This window comes from Paenibacillus tyrphae (assembly GCF_024158745.1).
Taxonomy (GTDB): domain Bacteria; phylum Bacillota; class Bacilli; order Paenibacillales; family NBRC-103111; genus Paenibacillus_G; species Paenibacillus_G tyrfis_A.
Map to the genome: position 1 here is coordinate 41392 of NZ_JAMZAW010000026.1, position 26654 is coordinate 68045.

The window sequence follows — 26654 nt, forward strand, 5'->3', positions numbered from 1 at the left end:
CTGGGAAATAGCGGTGGATTCCGTCCGAATGTCGAGGGGCCCCAAAGAGAGAAAAGCGGCCCGGCGCGTTCTCGCCGAATCCCCGGCTTTTCCCTGAATCTCCGGGCCTCCCCCGCGATTCAACGGCAAAAACCCAACCCCCGTTACAGGGCGTTGGGTTTTACTTCTTTATACCGCAGCTCAATTTCTGTCAGCCGGTCCTCGAACGTGATGTAAATTTTCTCGTTGTAGCTGATCGATTCCTTTTTGTTGCGGGGGATCGGCGTTCTGCCTTTTTCAATCGTGCAGCGCGTGTTGTGCCGGAGCAGGATCGTGCCGTTCTTCCCGGCTTCGATGATGATGTGTTGCGCCTCCGGCAGCGGCTCGTTGACGTCAAGGCTCGCGAACAGCTCGCGCAGGCTGATCTGCCGCTTCTCGAACGAAGCGAGAGGCCAGTACTTGACCGGAATGTCGCTGCCGCTCGCCGTATTGAGGAAGTATCCTTCCAGCCTTCCGGCAAAGCGCGGCTTCGGACGAAGCAGCCAATAGACGGCCCAAGCGGCCAGCAGTACGGCAAGCACGATGCCCGCGATGATCAAATAACGCTGCACAACGGAGTACACGTTGATGACCAGGTCCGAAGTGACGGAAGCTCCTTCGTCGTCCGTTACCGTCATCGTCAGAACCGCTTTGCCGGCATGCATAGAAGAGACGGTCAGCGTATCGCCGTCCACCGCGAAGTCGGCCAGCTTGGCGTTGCTGTTGGAGGCGATCGTATAGCTCAGCTTGTCCTGATTCACGTCGCGAAAACAGTTCTTAAGATCTATTTTGGCATCTCCGTCTTCCTTCGTCAGCTCGATGGCCCCGCTGCCGATCGCTTCGGGCGCCGTGTTCGCGATATCCAGCTCACTGACCGCCGTTTCCCGGTAAAAATCCGAGCTGCTCATAAATACGCGGGCTTGATACTTGCCGGAGTGAGGGAAGACCGTCTGCGTTTCGAAGCCGTTTCCGTTCAGCTTCATCGGCGTCCGTTCTTCTTTATTCGTCTGCAAATCTTTCACGATCAGCTCAGCCTTCATCGATTGGTACACGTCGGCGTCGGCCAGCTTGGCTCCGTCCGCTTGGTGCAGCAGGAAGGCGGAGACGTTCGACGGCACGCCCTTAACCGGCTGGGCAAGCTCCATCCCCGCCTTGAGGCCGTAGTTGCCGAGCAAGCTGATTTTCACGAAATCCCCGGGCCTTGCTTTGAATTTCAGCAGAAAGGCGCCTTTTTGCGGCTGGGGAATTTTGAGCAGCGAATATTTGTCCGATTTCACGAACCGGATGTTTTTCGAATTGTAATACAGATGCGTTTCGGTGATCGGATGCTCCGACAGCAGCACGATATTGGCTTCGTTCATGCTGCCGTTCGGAATGTTGACCGTCACTTCCTGCAGCTCCCCGGTGGCTGTGACAGCCGCGACGGGGACGAGCACGGAGCGGATTTGCTTGGCGAAAATGTTGTTGAAGATTTCCGGCAGATCGCCCGCGCTTTCCGTAATGAACGACGTGCCTCCCGTCTTGGCGGCAATCGCTTCGAGCTGCGACGCGTTGACCGAGCCGTCATGATTAAGCCCGACGGTGTAGATCGGGTAGCCTTTCCCCTGCGCTTCCGCGATTACACGCTCCACATCTTTGTTCGAATCCTCGACCGATCTTCCCGTAAAAATAGGTCCAAAGTCCGTGCCGCCATCCGACAGCAGAATCATAAACGGGCGTCCGCCGCCTTTGCCGCTCCCGACAAGCTCCGACCCTTTGCTCAGCCCGAGGCCGAGATCCGTATAGCCGGAAAAACGCAGCTCCGCGATTTTCTTTTTGAGCAAATTTTTCTGCTCCTCCTGGGTTAGCGGGGCGAGCTGCTGCGCTTCGACGATTTTATGGTTGTAGGCGACAAATCCGACTTGGGTGCGGGCCGCCTCGCTCATGTCCATAAACATTTTGATGACTTCCGCAGCGATCCGGTCCCGGTCCGTGGCGTTCATCGAATAACTGACGTCCATCACGAACACCGCGTCGAACCCCGAATTCGTATCGCCTTCGGCAAACGCCGATCCGAGAGGAACGAACAGCAGCGCCAGTGCGACAGCGATCGCCAAAATTCGCAGCCCGACCGGGACGCGCCTTCTTGTATGCATTTCCCCAACCATCAAAAAACTCACCCTTCATTTGTAAAATGTGTGAAAGTACACCAAAACTGCTATTAACAATCGGCATGACTTTACCGAAAAATTAGTACAGCGGGAAATAGTAAAAAAATACAGTTTTGTTAAGTTCGACACATTTTTGAAGGGGAGATGATGAAAAAGGGAATAAAAGGATGGATTTATATGGTTAATTCAGCATATAACAGAAGGGCCAAAAAATAAATGTGTTTGCTCAAAAATGGGAAAATAGTACTTGATTGCCTAGGATAAAATAACTATAAATATCCATAGTTGACAAAATAAAACATCAGACTCTATGATTAGACCTGTGTTTTCGGCCTTCATCCAAAAATGCTCGGAAAGGAGTAGGCTATAAGAATCATGCGCCGGTTCCGGCAAGTTTTTATAGCCGACAGCTCAATGGACATCATCAATCAAACGAACCGCACCATGCTCTTCGAAGAGATCAACCCGGAAAAGCTCGATCTCGTCACGATCGTCGGGGACGTCAGAGGCATCGACAGCTTGAGCGATGACAAGATCAAGGAGATTAACCAGCATCTGCTCGTTCGCAGCTTCGACGAGTTTTTGGACAAGTTTTCGCCGACCGTGTACTCGTTTTTCAATGCGGCCAACCAGAAGGTTATGTATACCCTCAAGAAGCCGGAAGGGATTGCCGAGGACAGCATTTCGGAGATCAAGATCGACCAAAGCAACGATTTTCTGAAAATGCTGTTCACGCTGATCGACACGAAGCGCAGCCAAGGCATCCCGAACGTGGACTTCAAGTTCGAGAACCTGCTCGACATGATCTCCCCGAAAAAAGTAATGGACGACATCCGCCAAGTACGCAAGGAAATCCATTATTTGTACGGGCAATATGACAAGCTGGACGACGGCGATCCGAAAAAGCTGGACCTCGGGGACAAGCTGAACATCATGTTCGAGGACGCCAGCAAAAACTATAACAACGTCATGGCCATGCTTCCGCTGGCGATCGAAGACATCAAGACCCGCCTCCTTCTTGGAGGGGCGCAGGAAGAGAACGAATCCGAAGCGATCCAGATCGGGATGCTGATGATCGGTGATTCCGGCGAGCTGAAAATTATCGAATCGCCGAAGTCGGACACGATGCAGCTCATGATCGCGGACGACAGCAGCACGAACGGCCTGATCAACGTATTCGAGGACGATTACGAGTCCGTGTCGGATACACCTTCCGCCTACGTCAAAGATCTGGTCGTGCGGACGTTCTGCCCGCTGCCTGCGGTACAAAGCGAGATCGATACCGAGAAGGAAGTGCAGAACTACAACACGTATCTGGAGTTCTACAAGAACGCCAAGGACGAGTTCGTGAAGACCGTCAAGCCTTTGGTGGAAAAATTGTTGGGCATCAAAATGTTCTTCGACCAATACTCCACCAAAAACAAAGGGATGCAGCCTTCGATGCTGATCACGAACACCAAGCTGGACATGATCGTGAAAAGCAGCAACATTCCGAGGCTGGAAACGTACCTGAACACGGTCAACTCGAAGAACGATTTCACCGACACGATCTGGTTCGGCATCGTTCCTTCGGTGCAGCTCGATTCTTCCGGCGCTTCGAAGGTGAGCCGGGAGCGGTTCAGAGGTAACGAAAAGGTGACCAAGCAGGACGGCAACACGATGGAATCGCTCACGATGCTGCTGCAGGTGATCAAAGACTTCAAAGTGCAGGTGTTCTTCAGCTTCGAGACCGGCGAAGAAACGACGTTCAACAGCATGGCTACCGCCGGCATCGACAAGTATATCGATAAATGCGGCCTGCTGGTCCGCAAAGAATTCAGCGAATTCGCGGTGCCGTCGGTTCCGAACTTCACGATTATTCCGAAGGACAAGTCCGGTGTCGTCATCGACAGCAAAATGCTGCAAACCGAAGACGGCGGCGTTAAGCTGTCGCAGGAGAAAGAAGACATTCTGAAGCTCTGGATCGAAGGCGTCTACGTCGGCGCAGCTTATGTGGCGGCGGGGATCGTAGCGGCATACCAGTGCCCGGAATATTTGCGCGAATCGTTCAAGACGGTAAGCCGGGAGTTCCCAGGCGTGCGCTTCGATATCGAGGCCGGGGAGAACGGCCTGCGTGCCGTCACGACGATGGCCAAGGAAATTTCCGGCTTCACGAACAACATCAAAGATTCGATCAACCGGAAAAACTTCGGCTTCGTGTTCTCTTCCGAGAACGCGCAGCTGCAGGGCAAAGACATCAAGCGCATTACCGTCTACAAGGCGCGGAGCCTTGCGTCGACCGACGACGGCTTCGATTCGATCTACAAAACGCTGGTCAGCACGTACATCGAGCGCATCCTGCGCTTCCAAACCGGCGATTTCAAACACGACAACATCGTTAAATTTTTCAGCAACAATCCGAGCAGCCAAAAGAGCAAATGGCTCGGCACGCGGGGGTACGTCAACTCGATCATCCAGGACGGGGACGACATGAGCTACATTATCGACGATAAGAGCAACATGTGCCATATCGACCTGGTGTTCAACGGCAACGTGAAGAACCTTGAGGTGATGATCACGAAAGGGACCACCCCGGTTAAAGCGTAACGATGCTGAACAAACTTATGCGGTTGTTAAAGGAGAGCTTTCGCAAGCTCCCCTTTCAACATAAATCCCGTCAGCGCCATACGCTGTCGGGGACCATACTTACCTTAAGGGAGGATTTATCTATGGGCTTCAGACTGAAAGTAGAAGGCGCAGAAACAATCGAATTGGGCATGGACAACATTCAATCGGTGATTTACGACACGGATACGCCGAACGACTCCAACGCGAGATCGACCGACGTAGGCGCGTTCCTGAAAATCTCCGGCAAAATCATCACCGCAACGGACGGCGACAGCGCCGACGACACGATGAAGCTTGCTTTGTGGTCGCTCGTACCGGCTGAGAAATCCGACTGCTACCGTAAAGTAACGCTGGAAGTGATCGCTGCCAGCCAAGTGGTGCGCAAAATCTACTTCCCGAACGCGTTCGTCGTGGATTACCAAGAGCGCTTCGGCGACACGGAAGGCGTAGGCACGTTCACGCTCTTCATCAAGCAAAAGAAAGACAAAACGGAATTCGCTACAATCGAAGGCGGATACGCGAACTAATCGGCTTGACCGGTTATTGCAAGCAACAGGAGTTAAGGGGCCGTTCCGCCCCTTAACTTTCTCCATTTCCGGCGGTAAGGATGGAATCCGATGAACAATTACTACGAGATTCTGGAGGTCGAACGCAGCGCCTCCCCCGAAGAAATCAAGAAAGCCTATAAGCGGCTCGCTAAGCTTCATCATCCCGACGCCAACGGCGGGAGCAAGCAGGCGGAGCTTAAATTCAAGCAAGTGACCGAAGCGTATCAGACTTTGTCCGACGCGTCGGCGAGGCAAGCCTACGACGAACGTCTGGACCGCAAGAAGGAAGGAAAAGCCGGTTCGTCATCCGGCGCCGGCACCAAGACGAAGGAGCGGCGCGCCGAGAGCGGCCAGCCCCAGTTTGATCTGAAAGATATGGAAAAGCAATTCGAGCGTTTTTTCGGCTATCATCCCAAAGGCGGGGAAGCCGGGATCAAGAACAAGAGCGAGACGAAAAATCCGGTCGATACGACGGCCATGTTCGAGAAATATTTTGGCATTCGAAAAAAATAAGCACATCCTGTTCCAACGGGGGAACCAATGTTGAGCGAAAAAAAATCCGTATGGGTAACCGTAGTCAACGTGCTGATCGCGTTGGTCGTGGCTTTTACCCTGGTTTATACGTATATATGGAACACCAACGTCGCCCTGATGCTGTTCGTCGCCGTCTTTTTCATCATCGGCTTGACGGGGATGGCTTGGCGAAAGTACGGGCGGGCGGCTGCGTCGGCGCCCGAAGCCAAGAAGGAAGCGGCGATTACGAAGCTGGCGCTGCTCAGCGATGACGGCGAACGAATCAAGGAATGGTACATTCACGGGGAAACGTCGCTCCTGATCGGGAAAAGCTCTTCCGATCTCGAGGTGCAGATCGATTTGTCGGGCACCGAGTATGCCGCCCTGGTCAGCAAGCAGCATGCGGTGCTGAATTACGCTTCCGGCAACTGGTATATCGAAGACCTCGACTCCAGCAACGGCGTCGGCATCAAGAAACGCGGCGAAAGCGGCAAGCGGCTGCTGAACGGTGACGAGCCCGAGCAAGTGCATTCGGGCGATACGATTTACATTGCCAATACGAGGCTGTTGGTCAAGTAAGGCATATCGGCTTTGAGCTTTGAGAAGAAGCAGACGGGGGAATGGATATCAATGAGTTTGACAAGATGCGCCAACGGACACATGTTCAGTACGAGAAAGCACAGCAGCGTATGCCCCTATTGCAGCATGGTCGTGGAGCCGGCTTCCAAAGCCGAGGGCAAGAAAGCGGCAAGAGTGCAGGAAGACGAAAAGACGATGCCTTATCTTGGGGAGTCCGAAGGCATTGAGCCGGTGACCGGGTGGCTTGTCTGCATCGAAGGGCCGCAGCAGGGTCAGGATTACCGGATCATGGCGGAGAAAAATTTCATCGGCCGGGCCGAGGATATGCACATCCGGATCATCGGGGACAATACCATCTCCCGCCGGAATCACGCGGTCGTCGTGTACGACCCGAAGAAGCGGAACTTTTTCCTGCTGCCGGGCGATGCGTCGGGGCTCGCTTACCATAACAACGAAGCGGTCTACACGCCGGTCGAATTAACCGCGTACGATGTCGTGCAGCTCGGACACAGCAAGTTTCTGTTCATTCCGTTATGCGGAGTGCATTTCGAGTGGGACCAAGATCAATCGGGTAAGGAATGATGAGCATGCCGGAACAACACGAATGGTTGCCTTACGTTATCGTTTGGGCCTGTGCCTGCACCCTTGTGGTTTTGTTCCGCATCAGGAGAGGCCTGCTTCATCAGGACAACGCCGTTCCGAAGATCGAGATCGGCAACGGACAGACGATCGGGGCGCGCGAGGAGCAGGACGACTATTTCTCCACCTTCGTCAGCCCGCACGGGACGATCGCCGTTCTGGCCGACGGCATCAGCGGTCTGTCGGGAGGCAGGGCGGCAAGTACGGCTGCCGTGACGACGTTCGTCAAGCAGTTTCTCAAGCTGGAGCATATTCGGGAGCTTCCCGAGTTTTTTGCGAATGCGGCAGCAGCGAGCAATGCGGAAATCATGCACACCCTGAAAGGGGCGCAGGGCGGAACGACACTAGTCGTCGTTGTGGTAGAAGGCAGCAACCTTCACTGGGGAGCGGTGGGGGACAGCCTCATCAAAATTTTCCGGAACGGGGACTTCATTGACGTCAATCAGAAGCACATTCTGGAGTCGGTGCTGGAGGAACGCTTTGTGTCCGGGGAAATTACGCGGGACGAAGCGCTGGATAGTCCGATGAAGAACCATCTGGTCAACTACTTGGGCTACGAAGGCTTCAAAAATATCGAGATCGGCACGGAGCCCGTCCGGCTGCAAAAGAGGGACAAAGTCATCCTGTGCAGCGATGGCGTGTACAATACGCTCACGGAAGTGGAACTGGAGGACATTTTGTCTAAGCCGATTTCGGCCTACGACGCCGCCCAGGAAATCATCGAAGCGATCGAGCGGAAGCAGCTCACGCACCAGGACAACGCGACCGTCGTGATTTTGGAAAAAGGCTGGTAGAACCCGATGCGTAAGGAAAACAGCGATTTCAAAACGAGCTTTCTATCCGAGGCGGGGACGTTTATCCGCAACAAGGATTATTTTGCGTTTACGGAGCAGGACGATAAAGCTTGCTATGTGATTGCCCGGGGGCTCGATTCCGATACGGAGAAAGAAAGCGCCGAGCTGGCGGTCAAGAGCGTCCTTGGCAGTTTTCTAGATAAGCCGACGCTGTCCCGCCGGAAGCTGAAACGGTATTTGTGGGAAGCGCACGAATTGCTGCAGATCGAAAGCCGCCGGGTCCGGCGTAAGGTCAGTCTGACGCTGGTCGCAACGGACTACACCCGGATGGTGTGGGCGGTAGCCGGGAACACCCGGATGTATCAGTTTCGCAATGGAAGATTGCATACGAAAAGCAAGGATCAGAGCTTGTCCCGGTCGATGGCCGATGCGGGAGAACTCTCGGAGGACCGGCTGGACAAGCACGAGGAACGGCACAATCTGCTGTGGTATATGGGGAAGCCGGGCGCTTTCGAGCCGTTCGTTTCCAAGAAGACGCTGCTGTCCGAGGGCGATGTCCTGCTGCTCTGTACGCCGGGCTTATGGGAGAACGTAGACGGCGCGGAGATGCTGGATGCGCTGGAAGAGGTCAAGGAGCCGGCGGAGCTTGTCGATACGCTGGAGGATGTGCTGCTCAGCCGGCAGAATAAGCAAGTGCCGAATTATACGGCAGCGGCCGTTTATGTCAACAAAGTGTTCAAGGAAGACCCGAAGAAAAAATGGAAAATCATAAAAAGGATCGCCCTGGTGCTGATTCCTCTCCTGCTGCTGGGAGGAGGAGCCTATTTATATACATACAAGACCGCCAAGGCCAAAGTGGAGGCGGCGGCCGCCATCCTCGAGCGTGAAAAAAGCGGCGACGAGGCGGTGCAGGAGAAGGATTATCCGAACGCGGTCAAGGAGTACAGCGAAGCGCGCAATGCGGCGATCAAGGTGAGCGACGTCGTCCATATGCGGCTCATCGGCAAAAAGCAAAAGACGGCGCAGCTCATCGTGGACGGCGACGGCTCCTTCAAAGACGGAAATTATGCCAAGGCGCTCGACAGCTACGAGAAGGCGCAGAAGGAAGCGAAGCAGCAAAGCGTATACGATGAGAAGGATATAGAGAGCAAAATTGCCAAAGCCCGCACCTACCAGCAAATTACGGAGCTGATGAAGCAGGGGGATCAGAAGCTGCAAGCGCAGGATTACGAAGGCGCCAAGGAAACTTACGCGAAAGCGAAAAAGGAAGCGCAGCAGGCTGATTTTGCAAGCGGGGAAAAGGAGCTGTCGTCGAAGCTGGAAGCGGCGGATGCGAAGATTGCCGGCGTCTTTAAGGAGAAGAAGCAGCTGGACGCCGACAAGCTGGAGAAGAAGGGCGACCAGAGCTATACGGCGCAGGCTTATGAGCAGGCCGTAACCTCCTACGCGATGGCGCAGGAGATCTATCAGGAAATCAACATGCTGGAGAAGGTGCTCGGCGTCGAGCGGAAAATTTCGAAGGCGCAGGAGAAGCTGAATCCGCCTCCGCAGCCGCCCCAGCCGGCCGGAGCCGATGGGGCTGCGGGGGCCGGTGGACGCGCTCCGGCAGCTCAAGGCGCAGGCGAAGCGGGCGCGGCAAACCAAGGGGCTGCCGGCCAAGGCGGAGCCAAAGCGGCAAGCGGCGGTCAGGCCGAGAAGACCGAGGGAGGAGGCAAGTGAGTTCCCATGAAAGACATCTTGCTGGACAGGCTGAGCCGAATGGAGGATCTCGAACAGCGCAAGCTCTTGAAGCAGATTGTGACGGGCGTCTTTTTGAACCTGGTGGAGTATCAGGAGGATTTGAACCGCAAGCTGGAGGAGCGCGTGTTTAACGAGGTGGAGGACCAGGAGGACCGGGACGACATCTATGTGACCTTGTGTGCCCGGGAAGAGATCGACCCGATTCACGAGTTTCTGTACCCGATGCTTGCGGCCGACACCGAGCCGAAAACATGCGACCTGCGCAGCGTGACAGAGCAAATGCAGCGCGGGGAAGAGGCGCTGCTGATGTCGCTGTTTTTGCAGTGCGATTACTCCAAGCTGAAGGAGCTGCTTCGCGGAAAACGCACGTTCCGTGGGGAAATCGTTACTACCGGAGGCACCCGGGCCATTCAGGTGCGCCTGCGGCAAAACCTGACGTATATCCGCGAGCTGGAAAAGCTCTATTTTATTTTCCAAAAAAACAACGTGCCGTGGAAGACGGTGAATCATCCGTACGCGGGCAAGTTTTTCGACGTGCTGTGGACCGGCGGGGAGCAGCCTTCGGGTCCGGAGGAGGAGCTGCTTGAAATCCGGATATTCCTTGAGGAATTCGAAGCGTACAAAAAGCTGGACATGGTGCCAATGTGGAACATTGAGCGCTTGGAGCTTAAAAACGTAGGCTTTCCGGTGCCGGCCGCCGACCGGATTAATTTTGAGCATGTGCTTTCCTTGCGTAAAACGGGGACGCAGCACGGCTATTTGGTCGACGGGGACGAGGCGCTGATCCGGTATATTAAGCGGATGCCGGAGGAACTGACCATCGTATCCCCGCAGGACAAATCCGGGAACTGGAACGTGCTGAAAATTACGCAGCCGACACCGACGAAGCTCGGCCGGCTGGCTTACGAGCTCGTTTCGAACAAGCGGAAAAGCAGCTTCACTGGCCGCTTCTCCCGCAAGCATCCGGTCGTCGTCCGGGCGAAGGGTGAGATAGCGCGGATCGCGGGCTCCTTCGAAGCTTCGGACGACCTCGAGCTGGTGCAGGTCGAGATTATGGACGAGGCGGACGGGAAGGAAGTTACCTACGGGATGAACCCGTTCATCAGCGACAACGTGCGGGTGGAGAACGACAAAAAACGGATGCGGCTCCGCTTTAGAGCCCGCCGGAGCGGGAGCTTTATTTTGCAGGATTTGATGAGCTTTGTCGTTTCGGAGATCCAAATGTATTTTCCAGAATACGTCTGCGAAGGGGAATGGGCTTGAATTACGTATGGGATCTGGTCATTCGGGCTGCGGACGCGGGCACGCCGAAGGACGACCTTTATTTTGCCCCCGCCAAAGTATACTCGCCTTATATGGAGCTGAGCACCGAAACGCTGAATGCCCGCACCGTCGAAGAGCGTACGGTCGAAGTGAATCCGTATTACCGGTTTTACGATATTTTCCGCGATCTGTTCGATATTAACAATCAAGAGGATTCGGAATTCCGGCGCACGCTGTTCGATCTTGCGATGCATTTCTTGACCGATATCGACCTCATGCAGGGCATGAACAAGCGGGAATTTTATATCCGGTTCGTGCTCCGGGATATGGAAGCGGGGCTGTTCGGCGACGGTGTCCGGGACCGGCTGAAGCTGCTGAACCGGGAGGAGCGGGAAGTCGTGGCCTGCAATCTGCTGCGGCTGTACGAGACGGGGGAAGCGGTGTACCTGCTGAAGGACACGATGCGGAAATTGTTCAAGCATTCGACGATTTACGCGAACTGCGAGGAAAAGGACGAACTGTTGTTCTATGTGGGACAGCGGGAGAATGAGATCACACGGGCGAAGCTGGAACTGATCAAGGACCTGTTTCTGCCCGTGCGTTTTCATACGGAGACGTATTGGGATAATCATTTCGGCATTGTGGACGTCGAGGACACGATGCGCGTGGATCATATCGCAATGTATTAAGCCAAAACTTTAAAGTCGGGTGAATACGAGCGGAGTGAGCGGAATCGTTCTGGAGAAGCGTCAGCGTTCGCCTTTGTCCCCGGATTCTCCCCACTAAATGGGTTATTGAATCCAAGAATCCGTGGTCGGGGGTCCCCACAAAGTACTCTGATTTGCTTCCATGGATAGACTTCACTTTGTGGGGTGGGGCAGCGATCGGAAGAATGATCCGCTTGCGCAGCGGACAGTGATTCACCGGACTTGGTCCTCTACGAAAGGAGCGGAGACATGAGAACGTATAAGCTGCATTCGCCGAAGAACGGCGGCACGGAAGAGACGAGCAAGGTCAAGTACACGCGGGACGAGCTGTCGGAGATGACGACGCTGCAATTGCGGAGCATCTGCCATAAGGAAAAGCTGGTCGAAGGGCTCTCGGGACCACTCGACCGCGAAGCGCTCATCCGCACGATTCTGAAATACCGCAGCGCGGAGCAAAGCCTGCTGATCGAGAGCTACGACGAGCACGGATGGGAGCGCGTAGAGGCGGTGATCGCCCGGTATTTGAATACGCCGCTGCCGGATGATGGCAGCATTCAAATTCCGGCCAAAGTGACGCTGTACGACGGACTTAAGGTAGATAAACTCGACCAATACCGGGTCAAAGCTCCGGGCACCGTTACCGAATCGAACGTGCTGCTCGTCAACGATCATATGGAGCTGTGCGGCATTATGAATCTGGTCAAGGACGGGCCGGACCCGGGCATGTACTGCCTGACCGCTTCTAATGAAATGTCGTTTCGCCGCACCTCGAACAAAAATTACAGCTTCCTGCTGTTCCGCAAGCAGGATTCGGAATATGTATACCAGACCTATACCCGCAGCAAGCCGCTGCCGCCCACGAATTTGCACTACTGGCGAATTCCGATTCCGGAGCTGGAAATCCGGGACTTGGAAGATACCGACGCGGTGCTGGCTATCGATTTCGGAACGTCCAACACAACGGCGGGCGCCTATTTGGACAGCAGCTACATTTCCAATCCCTCTCGCCATGATTTGTTGAACGGGACGCTTCGGCTGAACAGCATCAATCTGGTGAAATTCCCGGTGGCCGGTGGCAAACGGGAGGAGTGGATCGAGCTGCTGCCGACGATTGTCGCCGTAGCAGACTGCTCGGATACGCAGCAGGTGAACTATTATTTTGGCCATGAAGCCATGAAATTCATGAAGAAGAACGGATACACGGGCCATGCTACCGTCTTTCACGGCATCAAGCGCTGGGTCAACCGGTATAAGCTTCCCGAAGAAATCGTGGACGGGCAAGGGAATACGGCGGTCGTCCGCAGAAACGATATTTTGCGTGCCTATCTGCTTCACGTAATCGAAACGGCGGAGCATCAATTCAAGTGCCGCTTCCGCAAGCTGCACATTTCCAGCCCCGTGAAGCTGAAGACGCAGTTCGCCGAAATGTTCGCGGAGCTGCTGCCGGATTACCGCATCGAATCGGACGACGCGCTGGATGAAGGGATGGCCGTGCTGTTCAATACGATCGCGGATCAGATCGAGAAAAATACGTTTGCGGACGGCGAGACCTATAACGCGCTTGTCATCGACTGCGGCGGAGGAACGACGGATTTGTCTTCGTGCCGGTTTCGGATCGAGGACGGCCACATCTCCTACAAGCTGGATATTCATACGGCCTACGAGAACGGCGACACCAATTTTGGCGGCAACAATATTACTTACCGGATTTTGCAGTTCATGAAAATCGTCTTTGCCGACTACTACACCAAGGGCGGCAGCGTGCCGGATATCGACAGCTTGATCGGCATTCCCGGCCCCGACCTGTTCCGGCACGTGGACGAATTCGGCATCGAGTCGGTCTACGAGCGGTTCGAAGCGCGCTATCGCGAAGCGGAGCGCATTATTCCGACCCGGTTTAAGGATTACGAAAACCGGACGCGGGAAGAATACCTGCGGGTAAAAAGTAATTATTACTTTTTGTGGGAAATCGCAGACAGCATGAAGAAAGAGTTTTTCCGCAAGACGGGCATTCTGCGCAATCGGTTCGATTCGCAGACCGGGGACCGGCAGGAGCAGGATCTGAAAATCACCGCGGTAGACCGCTGGTGCCTGTCCGCCTACGAGAACGGCCGCATGAAGGATATCTACGAATTCCCCCGCGTCGTGTTCAATATTAACGAGATCAACCAGTTGATCAAAGCGGATATTTACGACATCGTGCGCAAGTTCCTGGAAGATTTCTACCAGGATGGGCGGCTGCAGGAATACTCCATCATCAAGCTGACTGGCCAATCGTGCCGCATCGACAGCTTCCGCGAAGCGCTGAAGGAATTCGTCCCCGGACGCAGCATCGAATTCCGGCAAAAAACCGAGGAAAGCGACAGCGTTCCGGAGCTGAAGCTGGCCTGCCTGCGGGGAGCGATCCGCTATCTCAGCGCGAGGAAGGCGGGCACGATCGAGGCCTATATTACGAATCACGCGCCGGTCGTCCCTTATACCGTCAGCGCCTTCACCCACAGCCGGCAGGAGAAGCTCTTGATCAGCAGCCAGGAAAGGCTGAATCAGGTGCAGGGGTCCATTTCCCGGCCGTTCGAGGTCAAGGAGGTGGAGCTCTTCTTGAAAGGAAGCGACGGCGCCGTGCGTCACAAGTATGCGTATGCCAACGAGCCGGGAAGCTTCGAGCCGATCCGCTATGAGGACATCGCCGGACGGTACGGGGCCAAGATCCCGCAGGACGACACGGACTCCATCCAGAACGGCGAGGTCAAATTTTTCGTGTTCGCGGAGGACAACGAGTGGGGCTTCCATGTGGTGCCGGTTGCGCGAGAGGACGAGCAGCTGTACTTGGGAAGCAAGCGGTTTTTTGCATTCGAAAACGATCTGTCGGAGCTTGATTTCTTTGACGGCTGGAAATAGGAGGTAGCGGATGTTCTCCAATATATATCCGAATTTTCATAAAGGCCGGATTCTGAAGCGGGAGATGCTGGAGAGCCTGAGGGATTATCCGAGGCAGCTCGCGGACCTGTATTTTCAGTCCTATTCGGACGGTATCGTGGCGGGGACCGACGTTAGAGTGGAAGCGGAACAGCTTGTGGTCGGCTGCGGGATCGTCAAGCACGGCGGCCGGCTGTATACGCTGGAGGAGGAGCAGCAGGTGCCTTACTCTGCGACCGGCAAGGAGACCGTGCTCAAAATCCGCTTTCACGCAGCGGAGGAGCAAAGCGATTATACGGTGTACGACGCGGAGCTCGTCCTGGACGAGGAGGCCGCCGGCGACAGCGAGCTGGAGCTCGGACGGTTCAAGCTGAAGGAGGGCGCGAAGCTGCGATCGGAGTACCAGGGCTTCGCGGACTTTGCCACCGAGTTCAATACGTGGAACATGATCCACGCGGCTTATGCGGGCGTCGGGCAGCGCAGCGTTCACCCTGCGTTGATGCGGTATTTTGCCGGCCAACTGCTCAGCCGGGGCAGCACGAACCCGTACGACATCGCCTTTGCGATGCAGTGCATGAGCCAGGAAACCGTAGACCGGGAGCTGATCCTGCATTATATCGGGACCCGGCTCGGCATGGGCTATAAGCCGTACGACAACGGGCAAATTCACAAATATTTGGGACGCATATTGGACGACGTTCAGGGCGGAAACCGCAGAGGGCCTGACCTGAGGCCGGGTGGTCCGCGACGGATGATTGTGGAGTAGCACGACGTAGTGGTAAGAGTACAACTAGAAATTCATACAGTGAGAGGAATTTGCGAATCATGAATAAACGTTTAACGATTCTATCGCTTGGTGTGGCGATCTGCGTATCCCTTAGCGGCTGCGGCTCCATCGGCAAAATCGCGGAGAAGGTAAAAGAACAAACCACCCAAGCGAAGCAAGAATCGAATCAAGCGCAGGACACGGCAAAATATAATACGTATATCGCTTTAAGCAACTACTTGACCCAGAGGCTGGACAAGACGTTCGAAATGTATTTCCAAGAGTTCGGCGGGGAGGAAGAAATCCGCATCCGCAAAAACTTTACCGGCTTCAATACGATTCCGGTGCTGCAAGGGCATAAGGACGATGTGGATAAAGCGCTGGCGTTCGCCTCGAAGGAGCCTTCTTATCAGGCTGCGGACGAATCGGTTAAGGCTTTGGCTCCCAAGCTGAAGGAGCTGATGGAAACGACGGGCGAGATGCAGACGTACTATCAGAACAAAGCACATGCCGAGGACGAGTTCGCCAAAGGCAAGGAGCTGCACAAGAAATTGCTTGTGCAGTTTAGCGAGGTGTCGGATTTAGCCGACAAGTTTTTTGCCGATTTTGCGGTCATCACGGAGAAAAGGAAGAAAGAAGACTTGGAGGAGCTCAAGAAAAGCGATCAGTTGATCCGCTACCATGCTATGAGCATCGTCAACCGGGCGCAGGATATCCAGAAGGCGTTTGACAAAGCCGGGGTGACCGACGACAACGTGCTGGATTTCGACGCGAACCAATACGCCGAGCTGTACAAGCTGCTGACGGAAGATATCGACAAGTTTACGGAGCTTTCGAAGGATAAGGAAAGGCTGAAAAAAGAAAAGGTGCAGATCGTTCCCGTATTTACCGACAGTATCCAGCGGGTGAAGACGTCTGCCACCGATCTGATGGAAATTTTGCGTACTAAGGATACGACGATCAGCAGCGATATGAAAGGGAAAGTGACGACAGGCGGAAAGAACGTGCCGCTGAAAAACTTCGACAAGCGCGTTTCGGCTGTGGTCGATTCGTATAATACGATGATCGGTTTGAGCCGGTGAAATAGGTTTCAAGAGCCCTTGCCATAAAGGGCTCTTCAAGGTTTTTCCAGTCAGTAGGTTACCCACAAGGGAGCAGCCAAATGAACAGACAAGAAGCATTGCGGCATTTTTACGATACTTATGTCAAGCCGGTCTATGAGGAGCAATTGGATGAGCTCGAACGCAACTATCATTCTTGTAAGGATGATTTGTCGGAACAATTTATTCAGTCGTTCCGCGGGCTGTGCATGAAGATACGCGAGAAGCAGTCGGCCGGAGAAAAAGGCACAATCGGATATATCACGTACTCGATGCGCCGGACGTTTATTATGGAAAATAAATTCGAGCATACGGTTCATGCTTATGACCGGAACTGGTTTTTTGACCAAGACCCATGCTGTACAGCTTATGATTCAAGTTGGATTTTCGGGCGTTTGGAACGACTGGAGGCCGAATGGAAGGCGAAGAGCCGCCTGTATATGAACAAGATTTTTGCGCCCGATGTGGAGCGAATCAAATTGCGGAAAGCCGCCGAATTGAACCGGTATCTGGTTTATTTGGCGCAAGAGGCCATGCCGTTGGCCGCAGAACTACCGGAGTTTCAAGACTTGGCGTGCGAGAACGATTTGGAAGTGTATGCAGGCGAATATAAAGGCCGAATGGACTTGGTTTACCAAAAAAAGAAAACGAGCGTGCAAGCCGTGATGAAGCCTGTACGATCCCGAGAAATTTTATAATTTCAAATACAGGAGCAAACCAGCCGGTGGAATACTATCTTCTGACCCAGGATACAAGAATAGCGGACTATGCCCAGCCCCTAGGCGGCCCCAAGTTCTTTTCGCCAAAAAGCGCGAGCTATCAAGAGCGGTTCCATGCTTTGAAGGATGAGATTTTACAGTTTTATACACATGGGTCGGATGAATACCTCGATTATATAGAACGTCCTTACCCGTTAGTATCGGAGCGTCTCAAAGAGGCGCTGGAGCGTTGTCAGAAGGGCATATTATATAAGCTGGCCATTTTAACCGATCTGCAGCAATCCAATCAAACCGTCTATTGGTTCTTGGCGCCTGAAACCGTCTCCTGCCTTAGTTCCGAAACGGAATGGCATAAGAATGGAGCGATAAAGAAACTCGTTCTCGATTCGTCCAAAATCGGCAGCTATAAGGTGTTTCAAATTGCCGGCGCCATCGAGCCTTATCTGGTTGTCGATCTGGATGCCGCCGAATCCGTGTTAAGCCTAGATCCCCAGGGGATACAACTGACTCGACTTGAGTTCATCCGATAAGCAGAAGTGGAGTGACGACGGTGGCAAGAACAGCAACTTACGGCGACCTGAAGGTCGTGGGGCCTTATGAGATTCAAACATGGTCCGAATTGCAAATCACCAAAAAAATCAACGGTCACGGAAGCATCCGCTTGATGGCGCAAATTCCAGTGGACCAGCAGGATAATTATGTACATGTGGCGCAGGCCAGAGAATCGATTGAAGTGTACGAACTGGATGAAGAAGAGGGCGTGCGCTGTCTTTTTAAAGGCGTGGTAACCCGGATCACGATTGAACGCATTGGCAAAGGATATTGGATGAACGTCGAAGGATTGTCGTATACATGCCTCCTGGATAAAACGCCCAAGGTTCGAGCTTTTCAGAACAGCGGCATGACATACTCTGATGTTGTAGACAAGGTGATTCGGGGATACCGCGGCTCCGATTGCAACGATCAGACGGAAGGCGAGAAGATCGCACAATTTCTGCTGCAGTATCAGGAAACCGATTGGGAGTTTCTTGTAAGGGCGGCTTCGCGGCTCGGTACGGGATTGGTTGCGGATGCGACCGTCAATGTGCCCAAGTTTTGGTTCGGCATTCCGAGAAGAGAAACGACCCAAAAGTTGAAAGGAATTAAATTTACTGCGTATCGACATCCTATGCAGCGCAAGTTGACAGTCTATGAAGTGGAAGAAGACTGCTATCTCGATATAGGCGACGTGGTCAAATTCCAGAATCAGCCCTTCGTTGTCACGCAATCGACCGCTGCGATGAGAAAAGGGATGTTGGTGTATAACTATACCCTTATGCCCGAAGCGGGACTCGCCTGCAAAACTATAGATAATTACCGGTTGGTCGGGGCTTCCTTGGAAGGGCAAGTTATAGATGTCAAGGGAGAGCGTGTCAAGCTTCAACTGGATCGAGACGATGAAGTGCAGAAGGAAGAAGCGGTTTGGTTTCCGTATCTTACCGTTTATACGGGAGGCGGGACGATAGGCTGGCATTGTACGCCTGAGCCGGGAGACACGGTCCATTTGTATTTTCCGAACTGCAGAGAGGAGCAAGCGGTCGTTAAGCACTCGTTCCGAAAAAGCCCGCAGAGCGCCCGAGGCGATATGACCGCCGACCCGAATACGAAATATTTCAGCACGCGAACGAAAAAACAAATTCGCTTCGGGAATCAAGCGATGGTGATCTCGACCAACGATGACGCGATGCATATCCGGATCGATCAGGAAACGGGCATTGATGTATCCAGCCAAGGAGATCTTACGTTCGCTGCGGATGTGGATTTAGTTCTGCACGGCCATAAGGTGCGGCTATCGGCAGAGCACGAAATCAATGGAGACAGCAGGACGAACCGCTTTCGCATGGACGGAGAGCAGGTGGAAAGCCATCATAAAGCTTCGGCCATCCGACTGCTGCCGACACAGGAGGCGGAGCTTAAAGCTTTTGAAGACATGGCGGATGAACTGCAGAAAGGAGCTTATTACCCTTCGTGGTCCAGGCCGCTTCTTCAGAAGTTCAAGATCGCCTATTACCAGGCTCGAGCGGAAGGCGATGCCGAAGGCATGAAAGCGGCCGAAGCAAATGCGAGGGAGGTATACGACAAGCGGGACGAAATTGGCAACATGCCGGACTGGGCGCGCAAGCAATTGAACGATTATACAAGCCGGTGGTATGAGGCCGATGCAGCCGGAAAAGAAGCGGATAAACAGTATTACCGAGGGTTGGCCGATTCTTTGCGGGATAAAGTGAAATACATCGCTATGATGCGTGAATGCACAACGGAATCCTACGTGGATGCCAACCGGATGGAGGAGCTGTCCGATCAATACAGGGAGTTAAAAAACGGCCCCGCGGCAGACAGCGAACAAACAGGTAAGCAGCTTAAGAGCATTGAAGAGGAGGCCAACAAGATCAGAGATCGTTACGGAATGAGCGATCGCGGCGCAAGGGAGAATCTCAATAAGCTGGCGGCCATGTATCCCAACGATTTTAAGTACAAGCTTAAGGTTAACGATCGTCCATATGACGATGAATTGAACGAGAGCCTGTACGATTTTGCCAAGCAGTACGGCCTGGTCGGAACGTATACTTCGCTGGAACTGCTTAAAATGCACGTGCATCAAGTAGCTAATGGCATTGCGCCTTGGCCGAAAACGCCGGAAGGAAAGAAAGAGGTTAAGGAATCGGTCCAATCGTCCGATCAGGGAAAGAATTCCAGCCATTCCCCGAATCAGGGGGCGAATGCCGGTTCTCCGCCGACTCCGGGAACGAATACCGGCTACCTTGTTAAAGACGGGACGTTCGAATATCACGACGGGAAAGGCCTTCCTACGACCGAAACGAAATATAAATGGGTCGGCCCGGACCCCTATGTAGGCGATCAGGCCAGTCCTGAGCAAAAACGCGAAGCTCTCAAAAGCTTCGCAAGACAGTTTCTTCCAACCACAGGTGCCAATGGGAACGTGGAATATAAGATACCTTATCATTGGGAGACACAAGGCTGGCCCAATGACGTTTATGATCTACGCTTAACGGAAGGGGTGGTTCCCCTTAAATTATCATGCGATCAATTTACAAAATTTGTCTACAAAAACGTGCTTCGGATTGACCTGGACGCCACTTCCGGGGCGCAATATAAGCAGCAAATCGGAAGCGACATTTATAACAAAGTCGGCAATTCCAAGCCTGATTGGTCGACTGTCAAAATCGGAGATTTGTTATTTCTCAGCGGCCATGTTGCAATGTACCAAGGAGATGGCATGCTCATCCATGAAAATGGCGACAGGAGATATTTGCCGCGCGAAGGATACGTCAATGAAAAATCGTGCAATATGGATTACTACAACATCAATATTATCCGAATAAAACGTATCGTGCAGGATTCGGATTAATTGAACTTTGCCTCCCAAGAGAACAGGCGACTGCGACTTTGCTAAAAAAGGAGTCCTTCTACATGAATCTTCCCGTCATTAAATACAATGGACAAACGATTGCATTAACCGGAGTAAAGCTGAAAATCGTAAACCACATGAATAGACATGCCCGAGCGCAGATTACAGCATCTCTAAAAGGCTACGAGAAGGAAGCATTTTTTCAACTAATGGATCGCGCATATTCGGGAAGTCTGCTGGAAATCGGCTATGATAGTGTTGTGAACCATAAGACAATCTTTACGCCCCTGTTTACAGGAACGATTACCAAGATGAGCGTACAATCGGAGCAAAATCACTTGACCATATCCGCTGTGTCTTTAACTTATCAATTGGATATTAAGCCGCGCAGCCGGTCATTCCAGAATGTGCAGATGACTTACGACGAGTTGATTCAGGACGTGCTGGATCATTACAAAAACTATACGGAGCATACCAGCTATCCCGATGTTCAATGGAGCAGCAATTTGCAAGGACAGAAGTTGGAGAAGTTCGCCTTGCAATATCACGAGACGGACTGGGCCTTTTTGAAACGAATGGCTTCCCGGCTGGAATGGGGACTTATTGCCGGAGTCACCAGGGATCAGCCTTATGTGCACTTCGGTTTGCCGGAGGAGGATACGATTGACGGGAAGCTGGAAGCGCATTACTACACCGTCACCCGGAAGCTGGGTTCCTTCGGGAAAGACGGCGAACAAAATTTACTTTATTACACCGTTGGTACGACCGATATGAAGACATTTTATACACCGGGAAAAAAGATAAAGCTAAGGCTGCTTCTCCCGCCCCCCGATCAAAAACCGACTGTCTATCAGTGGAACGGGTATGATAGCAAGTATGGCCGTATGGCCGACACGGAGAGCAATACGGTGAAGGAGTTGGATTTATACGTGTATCGCGCGGTCACGACGTTTGATACCGCTTGGAATCACGACTGCGTTCTCACGTCTAAAGCCGGCTTGCTTCGGAAGCCTGTGACTAACAAGCAGATTCAAGGGGCATCTCTAAAAGGGCGCGTGATTGAAGTGATAGAAGACAAGGTGAAGGTGGATTTTGAAGAGATTGAAAGCACCGACGAACTTTCACCGGAACAAGCGATATTATTTCCGCATGCCTCGATGTACACCTCGGAAGGTAACACGGGGTGGTACTGCATGCCGGAAATCAAGGATTACGTCAGTATTTATTTCCCTACGGAAGAGGAAGGAGACGGTGTCGTCACGCACTCTGTTCGAATGAGAACTAGCGGCGGGGACATGATAGCCGACCCGGCAGTCAAAATTTTCATGACCAAGCACCGGAAAGCGATTATTTTTGAGAAAAACGAAATTGTCATAACCGGTAACGACAATGAAATGCTGATTCGTTTGATCGATGAGAAGGGCATTGAAATTCGCAGCAGCAAGGATATTCGGGTTAAGGCTACCGGCGATCTGTACCTGACGGCGGGAAATTCGGTGCAAATCACAGCGCAAGAAGCGATCGGGATGATGGCCAAAACGAGCTTGATCGAGATGGACGGGGAAACCAAGATACGCGGAACCAAGGTGAAAATGAATTAGGCGGGAGGGAGCACCATGACCAAGGCTACGACGGGCGCTCAAGTCAAAGAACGCAAACAGACCATAGCCGAACGTATCGCCGATATCAAACGGGATTTGAGCGCCGGAAAAGCACCGCTGCTTATGACTATGGAGGGACTTGGAAATGCAGGGAGCGGTGGAGTCGAACGAAGTTTTGTAGTGGAGGGAGCCACGGCAGCCTGCTCGTGTGGAAGCAAGGAAAGCCGGCTAAAGGCTCCTGCGAATCGCCAAGTCTATATCAATGATAAAATTCAGTTGAATGTGACCGATTCGAAGCCGTATGTGAACGTAGATGCCTTTGGATACTGTTCGAGTCTGAATAACCCTGACGTAGCCGAGGCAACCAAAGCCAGCAATGGGCAGCTGAGACCGATGCCGTGTTCGCCCATGATCGGGATGCCGTGGATGGCGCTGGGCAAACCTAATGTCATTGTCGGGCAGGATCAAGCCTTATTAAGCTACTGCATGGTAAGCTGCATGTACAATGGGCAGATCCGTATTACCGATGACGGCCAAGGACAGACGGTTGACGCGGGGGCCGGGCAGGATCGGAAGGAAGCGGAAGCGGTCTTGCTGCTGAATATGGCGGCTAACGAAATGCTGTTAAAGCTTAAGAAGGATTGGAAGCCCGGTGGGACAGAAGCGGCTACGGCGGACGTCATTCGCAGACAAATCGGCGGAACTGTTACGCGCGAGGACGCTTCGAAAGAGGTAAGCCGTCTGGTAGGCAACGATAAAATTTTGGCTGCGAAGAAGCTGTATGCGGAAGGCAAGGTAGACGACGCTAAGGAGTTGGCCCGAATCGGCCGTGAAATGGGCGGAACGATATTGCTGGAAGATGATGTGGAAACCGCGCAGCGCATGGTTGCGAACGAGTACATCTATATGGCCAAACGAAAGTGGCAAGAGGCCCACCAGGCAGGGGATAGGGATAAGAAAATTCAGGCTGTGCAATTGGGACAAGCTGCCCGCAAGCTTGGCGGAACGATTACGGACGATCACAGTCTTGAAGAAGCCGGGAGAATCTTAGCCGATGAACGGAACCGGGTTTCTTCGACATACAACAACCATCAGGGCAGGGCATGGAACGGGTTTTACGATCGCAAGGAATGGGAGAATGAGGCGCAGTATTTGTACAATCTAACCCAGGAACCGGGAGGCAATCAGTGGGCAAGTGAACGACTGCTTCTTGTCGAGAGCATTTTATACGGTACTCGTTCCGAAGCGAACGCAGCCTATAACAAGATAAATAATGTGAATACGGAGAAGCAGGTTAGTAGTAGTGGAGCAGGAAAATCCAGTACTTCACAGGCAAATACTCAGGGCGGTAAGTTTGAGAATGGTATCATATCTGCCCAGGATGCTATTAGCCGGGACCCGCTATTGAACAAAGATGCTTGCTATATTTCGAACCTGCAGAATTTCCCGTTGTATAGTCAATCGGACCAACGGTATGCTGATGAGAAAATCGGAAATGATACGATGAAAAAGTCTGGATGTACGATAACGGGAGTTGCAGCCATTAGTGCCTGGAAAACCAATGGGCAATGGCCGAATGGAGTAGAACCGCACCCAGGTCGTTATAAAAATAAAGCAACATTTACCCCAACAGGGCTATTAGAGTGGGGGTCTATTGGTTTGGCTCAACCTGGGTATTGTAGTTATAAAAATAACAGTACAGATTTTGAATCCGAGGTTAAAGGGGCAGTTGATCGAGGGAATCCTGTGCTTATTGGTGTTAATGGAGCTTCACACTGGATAGTTGTTATAGGATATAAGAAAGAAGGAGATGTCATTGTTTATGATACTGCGGATGGAAGTGTAGGCACTTTTGACGAAGTAAACAAAAACCGCGAAGAAAGCAGGAAACCTCAATATAAGTCGGTGAGCCGATACTATGAATTTCCTTAAAAGAAAGGGGCGGCAGAGTACTTTGAAGAATTCTGTGAAATGGATGCTTGTTGTATTGATTCTTTCAATTATAACCGCTTGTGAGGGGAAAATCGATCCACAACCCCCACAAGGTAATGAAGTCGGCACAAAAACGGTTATTACAAATACGACCGACTTGAAAACCGATGCTAAAGAAAAAGATAGTAAAGCAAACCAATCAGTTTCGCCCGATAATGTTAGCTCCACAAACAATAAAATGCTAGCGTGTCAAAAGGAGTTGGAAGAGCGGGGGCAATTTTCGGAGTATGAGGGGAGAATCGATTATAAATCGGGCCCCAGAATATTTCCTCTGCTTCATTTTATTATGACGAAGAAATCGATTGAAGCTAATGAACCAGAACAGACTGTTTATATGAAAGATAATCCAATATTCGTGACAAGTAATCAGAAATACGCGCATTCTCTTTTATTCACAATTATCCATTCAAAGCGGACTGGTGTTTTGCACGGGGGTTCTGATTTTCCTGATAATAAAGTGACAAAATATTATAAATCTATGGTAGGTGACATAAAACGCGGTAACATCCAGATACCTTTTACAGAAGTAAGTCCAAGAAATAGAGCTGTTGAAGTGAATCGTAAAACCTGGGGAAACGAATTGGCCAAATATATGGAACCATGTAAGGATTCATTAATCTTGCCGCCTACGAAAACGGCTCCACCATTTTTTAATTATAGTGATTACGTCTATCCGTTTTCGAAAGAAATTGATTTTGTCGCCGGTGCTGAGGGGGTAGGGGAAGGCTTGGAAAAAGCCATTCTGCGCTATGTTGATGAAAAGAAAATACGAATCCCTATTCTCTTTTACTGTCCTGGATGCAAAGTGGAGAACGTAGTTATGGTACAAAATAATGTGGAGTTAAAATTTACGGAGGCTGAAACGAATAGCGACTGGCAAAAGTGGCTTGGCAGCGATTGGCACATGTACATATCGGAGAAAGTCGATTTTGATGAAAAGGTATTCGCGGACGCATTTTTTTACAGAATGCGTACCCATCTGCCTCCTTTCATCAGTGAATATCCTTCGACCGTGCAAGCGACGATTAATGGGGAACAAGTAAAGTATGTGAATCGCTAGGCTGTACGAAGCGGATATTCAACGAAATAGGGTGAACAAACATGAAATGGAAAGAACCGACATTCGACGATACTTCGGTGATCAAAGTGTTGGCCGCGGCAAATGGCCGCAGGAAGGCCGACGAATACGATTATGAAGAAGAACAGAAGGAAATGAATCTAACGTATCCGGATTGGGCGAAGGAATGGGTCAAAAAATATAAGGAAGCTTGGTACATTGCGGAAGCAAACGGTGATATAATCGCTATGCAAAAAGCAAAGAAACTGGCGGACGCCCTCAGGGATAAGCTACGACAAATGACCACAATCCCTGAATGGGCGCAGCAGCAAATGCAAAAGCAGACCCTGCGATGGATGGAAGCGAACGAAGTCGGCAACGTAAGAGTCATGCGATTTGCTAGTGAAGCGGAGCAAGGAATTATAGATAAGCTGAAAATGATTGAAAGTATGAAGGAAAAGTGGCCAGATGATGCGAAAACTTTGAATGAATTGACGGCAAAGTGGTATTATGTGGATGATAACGAATTCATCCCGTACGAGGATAGAGAAAAATATGCGAGCCCGGAATCCGCAAAAGCTGAATATACGAAGCAGGCTCAAGAGATTATAGCGAAGCTTGAGAAACCGAAACAGGAGGAGAAGAAAGAGGTTCCTACACGAACCCAGGGTACTGGGACTGGAAAAGTTACTGGTGTTCCAATGCCTGACTCGTATGCCGCTGGAATAAATGCTTTAAAAGCAGCACACCCAGATTGGAGCTTTGAGTTTTACGATGCTGGATTATCGTTATCAGAAATGATTATGTATCATCATAATAGTGACAATTTAACTAATGATCCTCGTTGGATCGATCAATCTGACCCTAAAATATACGAATCAGGCGGTTGGAGAAAAGCAAGTGAATATGGATTAAAACAAAATATAGATCCCAATAGCAACGATTCCTTCAACAATAAAGATATTTTTCAATATATGGACCTAGGGGCTAATAGTTCTGAAACGATTGACGGAGTAAAAAATATTTTAGCCGGGACTTCATTAGCATTATACGCTCAGGATTTTTACGACGCAGCAAAGAAATATAACTTAAGTGCATATTATTTATGTGCTAGTGCGATTGTTGAGTCTGCTGGCGGAACCTCAGAATTAGCAACCGGTGTAATCGTCAATGAAGAAACTGTTTACAATTATTTTGGGGCTGGGGCAAATACTGGTAACGCTGTAGTAAAGGGTTCCCAATACGCATACAATAATAGTGGTGATTGGGCTCCGTGGAATTCTCCCAAAAAAGCGATTTTTGGTGGTGCTGAATTTGTTTACAAAGGCTACATCAATGTGGGACAAGATACAATATATACAATGAAATATAATTTGCCCGGTTACATAAATAGTAAAAATAAAAGTTCTTTTTTTAATGCACCTCATGAATATGCTGCAAACATCGGGAAACCATGGCAAGAGTCTCAGAAAATAGCGAAGATTTTCTCTGAAAATTCAGTACCTTTAACTTTTAAAATTCCTGTTTATAGATAGC

General features: G+C 51.6%; 20 protein-coding genes. 19 read left to right on the forward strand and 1 reads right to left on the reverse strand.

Annotated features, from left to right (window positions below):
* Window positions 1-143: 143 nt before the first annotated feature.
* The gene (locus tag NI000_RS29825) at window positions 144-2165 is read right to left on the reverse strand and encodes a VWA domain-containing protein (protein ID WP_253414998.1); all 2022 of its coding nucleotides are present in this window, start codon (window positions 2163-2165) and stop codon (window positions 144-146) included.
* 417 nt (window positions 2166-2582) lie between these two features.
* Between NI000_RS29825 and NI000_RS29830 the strand changes: the two genes are divergently transcribed.
* From NI000_RS29830 to NI000_RS29920, 19 genes are all read left to right on the forward strand, one after another.
* Entirely contained in the window at window positions 2583-4754 is a 2172-nt protein-coding gene (locus NI000_RS29830) for a transcriptional regulator (RefSeq protein ID WP_253415042.1), read from the forward strand.
* A gap of 122 nt (window positions 4755-4876) precedes the next feature.
* Window positions 4877-5302 (forward strand): hypothetical protein, encoded by a 426-nt coding sequence (locus NI000_RS29835; RefSeq protein WP_010497257.1) that lies wholly within the window; start codon window positions 4877-4879, stop codon window positions 5300-5302.
* Between the two features lie 90 nt (window positions 5303-5392).
* Window positions 5393-5836, forward strand: coding sequence for a DnaJ domain-containing protein (locus NI000_RS29840; protein WP_253414999.1), 444 nt, complete (start codon window positions 5393-5395; stop codon window positions 5834-5836).
* Window positions 5837-5863: 27 nt separating this feature from the next.
* Window positions 5864-6415, forward strand: a complete 552-nt coding sequence (locus NI000_RS29845; RefSeq protein ID WP_253415000.1) for an FHA domain-containing protein — start codon at window positions 5864-5866, stop codon at window positions 6413-6415.
* A gap of 51 nt (window positions 6416-6466) precedes the next feature.
* On the forward strand, window positions 6467-6997 hold the full coding sequence (locus NI000_RS29850) for an FHA domain-containing protein (protein ID WP_253415001.1): 531 nt from the start codon (window positions 6467-6469) through the stop codon (window positions 6995-6997).
* Window positions 6997-7848, forward strand: coding sequence for a PP2C family protein-serine/threonine phosphatase (locus NI000_RS29855; protein ID WP_253415043.1), 852 nt, complete (start codon window positions 6997-6999; stop codon window positions 7846-7848). Before NI000_RS29850 ends, NI000_RS29855 begins: the two co-directional genes overlap by 1 nt.
* A gap of 6 nt (window positions 7849-7854) precedes the next feature.
* Window positions 7855-9567 carry a PP2C family protein-serine/threonine phosphatase gene (locus NI000_RS29860; RefSeq protein WP_253415002.1) on the forward strand — a complete coding sequence of 571 codons (1713 nt, stop codon included), beginning with the start codon at window positions 7855-7857 and terminating at the stop codon, window positions 9565-9567.
* Window positions 9568-9573: 6 nt separating this feature from the next.
* Window positions 9574-10851: a normocyte-binding protein gene (locus tag NI000_RS29865; protein ID WP_253415003.1), complete on the forward strand. Its 1278-nt coding sequence runs from the start codon at window positions 9574-9576 to the stop codon at window positions 10849-10851.
* On the forward strand, window positions 10842-11540 hold the full coding sequence (locus NI000_RS29870; RefSeq protein ID WP_253415004.1) for an iron-dependent peroxidase: 699 nt from the start codon (window positions 10842-10844) through the stop codon (window positions 11538-11540). Before NI000_RS29865 ends, NI000_RS29870 begins: the two co-directional genes overlap by 10 nt.
* A gap of 267 nt (window positions 11541-11807) precedes the next feature.
* Window positions 11808-14456, forward strand: coding sequence for a molecular chaperone (locus tag NI000_RS29875; protein WP_253415005.1), 2649 nt, complete (start codon window positions 11808-11810; stop codon window positions 14454-14456).
* Window positions 14457-14466: 10 nt separating this feature from the next.
* Window positions 14467-15240 carry a DNA and RNA helicase gene (locus NI000_RS29880; RefSeq protein WP_253415006.1) on the forward strand — a complete coding sequence of 258 codons (774 nt, stop codon included), beginning with the start codon at window positions 14467-14469 and terminating at the stop codon, window positions 15238-15240.
* 59 nt (window positions 15241-15299) lie between these two features.
* Complete coding sequence (locus NI000_RS29885) at window positions 15300-16322, forward strand: YiiG family protein (protein ID WP_253415007.1); 1023 nt, start codon at window positions 15300-15302, stop codon at window positions 16320-16322.
* Between the two features lie 80 nt (window positions 16323-16402).
* The gene (locus NI000_RS29890) at window positions 16403-17038 is read left to right on the forward strand and encodes a hypothetical protein (protein ID WP_253415008.1); all 636 of its coding nucleotides are present in this window, start codon (window positions 16403-16405) and stop codon (window positions 17036-17038) included.
* A 26-nt stretch (window positions 17039-17064) separates the two neighbouring features.
* Window positions 17065-17589, forward strand: coding sequence for a hypothetical protein (locus NI000_RS29895; protein ID WP_253415009.1), 525 nt, complete (start codon window positions 17065-17067; stop codon window positions 17587-17589).
* Window positions 17590-17609: 20 nt separating this feature from the next.
* The gene (locus tag NI000_RS37005) at window positions 17610-20468 is read left to right on the forward strand and encodes an NlpC/P60 family protein (protein ID WP_253415010.1); all 2859 of its coding nucleotides are present in this window, start codon (window positions 17610-17612) and stop codon (window positions 20466-20468) included.
* Window positions 20469-20530: 62 nt separating this feature from the next.
* Window positions 20531-22069: a phage late control D family protein gene (locus NI000_RS29905; RefSeq protein WP_253415011.1), complete on the forward strand. Its 1539-nt coding sequence runs from the start codon at window positions 20531-20533 to the stop codon at window positions 22067-22069.
* A gap of 15 nt (window positions 22070-22084) precedes the next feature.
* Window positions 22085-24001: a PAAR-like protein gene (locus NI000_RS29910; RefSeq protein WP_253415012.1), complete on the forward strand. Its 1917-nt coding sequence runs from the start codon at window positions 22085-22087 to the stop codon at window positions 23999-24001.
* A 34-nt stretch (window positions 24002-24035) separates the two neighbouring features.
* Complete coding sequence (locus NI000_RS29915; RefSeq protein ID WP_253415013.1) at window positions 24036-25121, forward strand: hypothetical protein; 1086 nt, start codon at window positions 24036-24038, stop codon at window positions 25119-25121.
* A 41-nt stretch (window positions 25122-25162) separates the two neighbouring features.
* Entirely contained in the window at window positions 25163-26653 is a 1491-nt protein-coding gene (locus NI000_RS29920) for an N-acetylglucosaminidase (protein WP_253415014.1), read from the forward strand.
* Window position 26654: the final 1 nt, after the last annotated feature.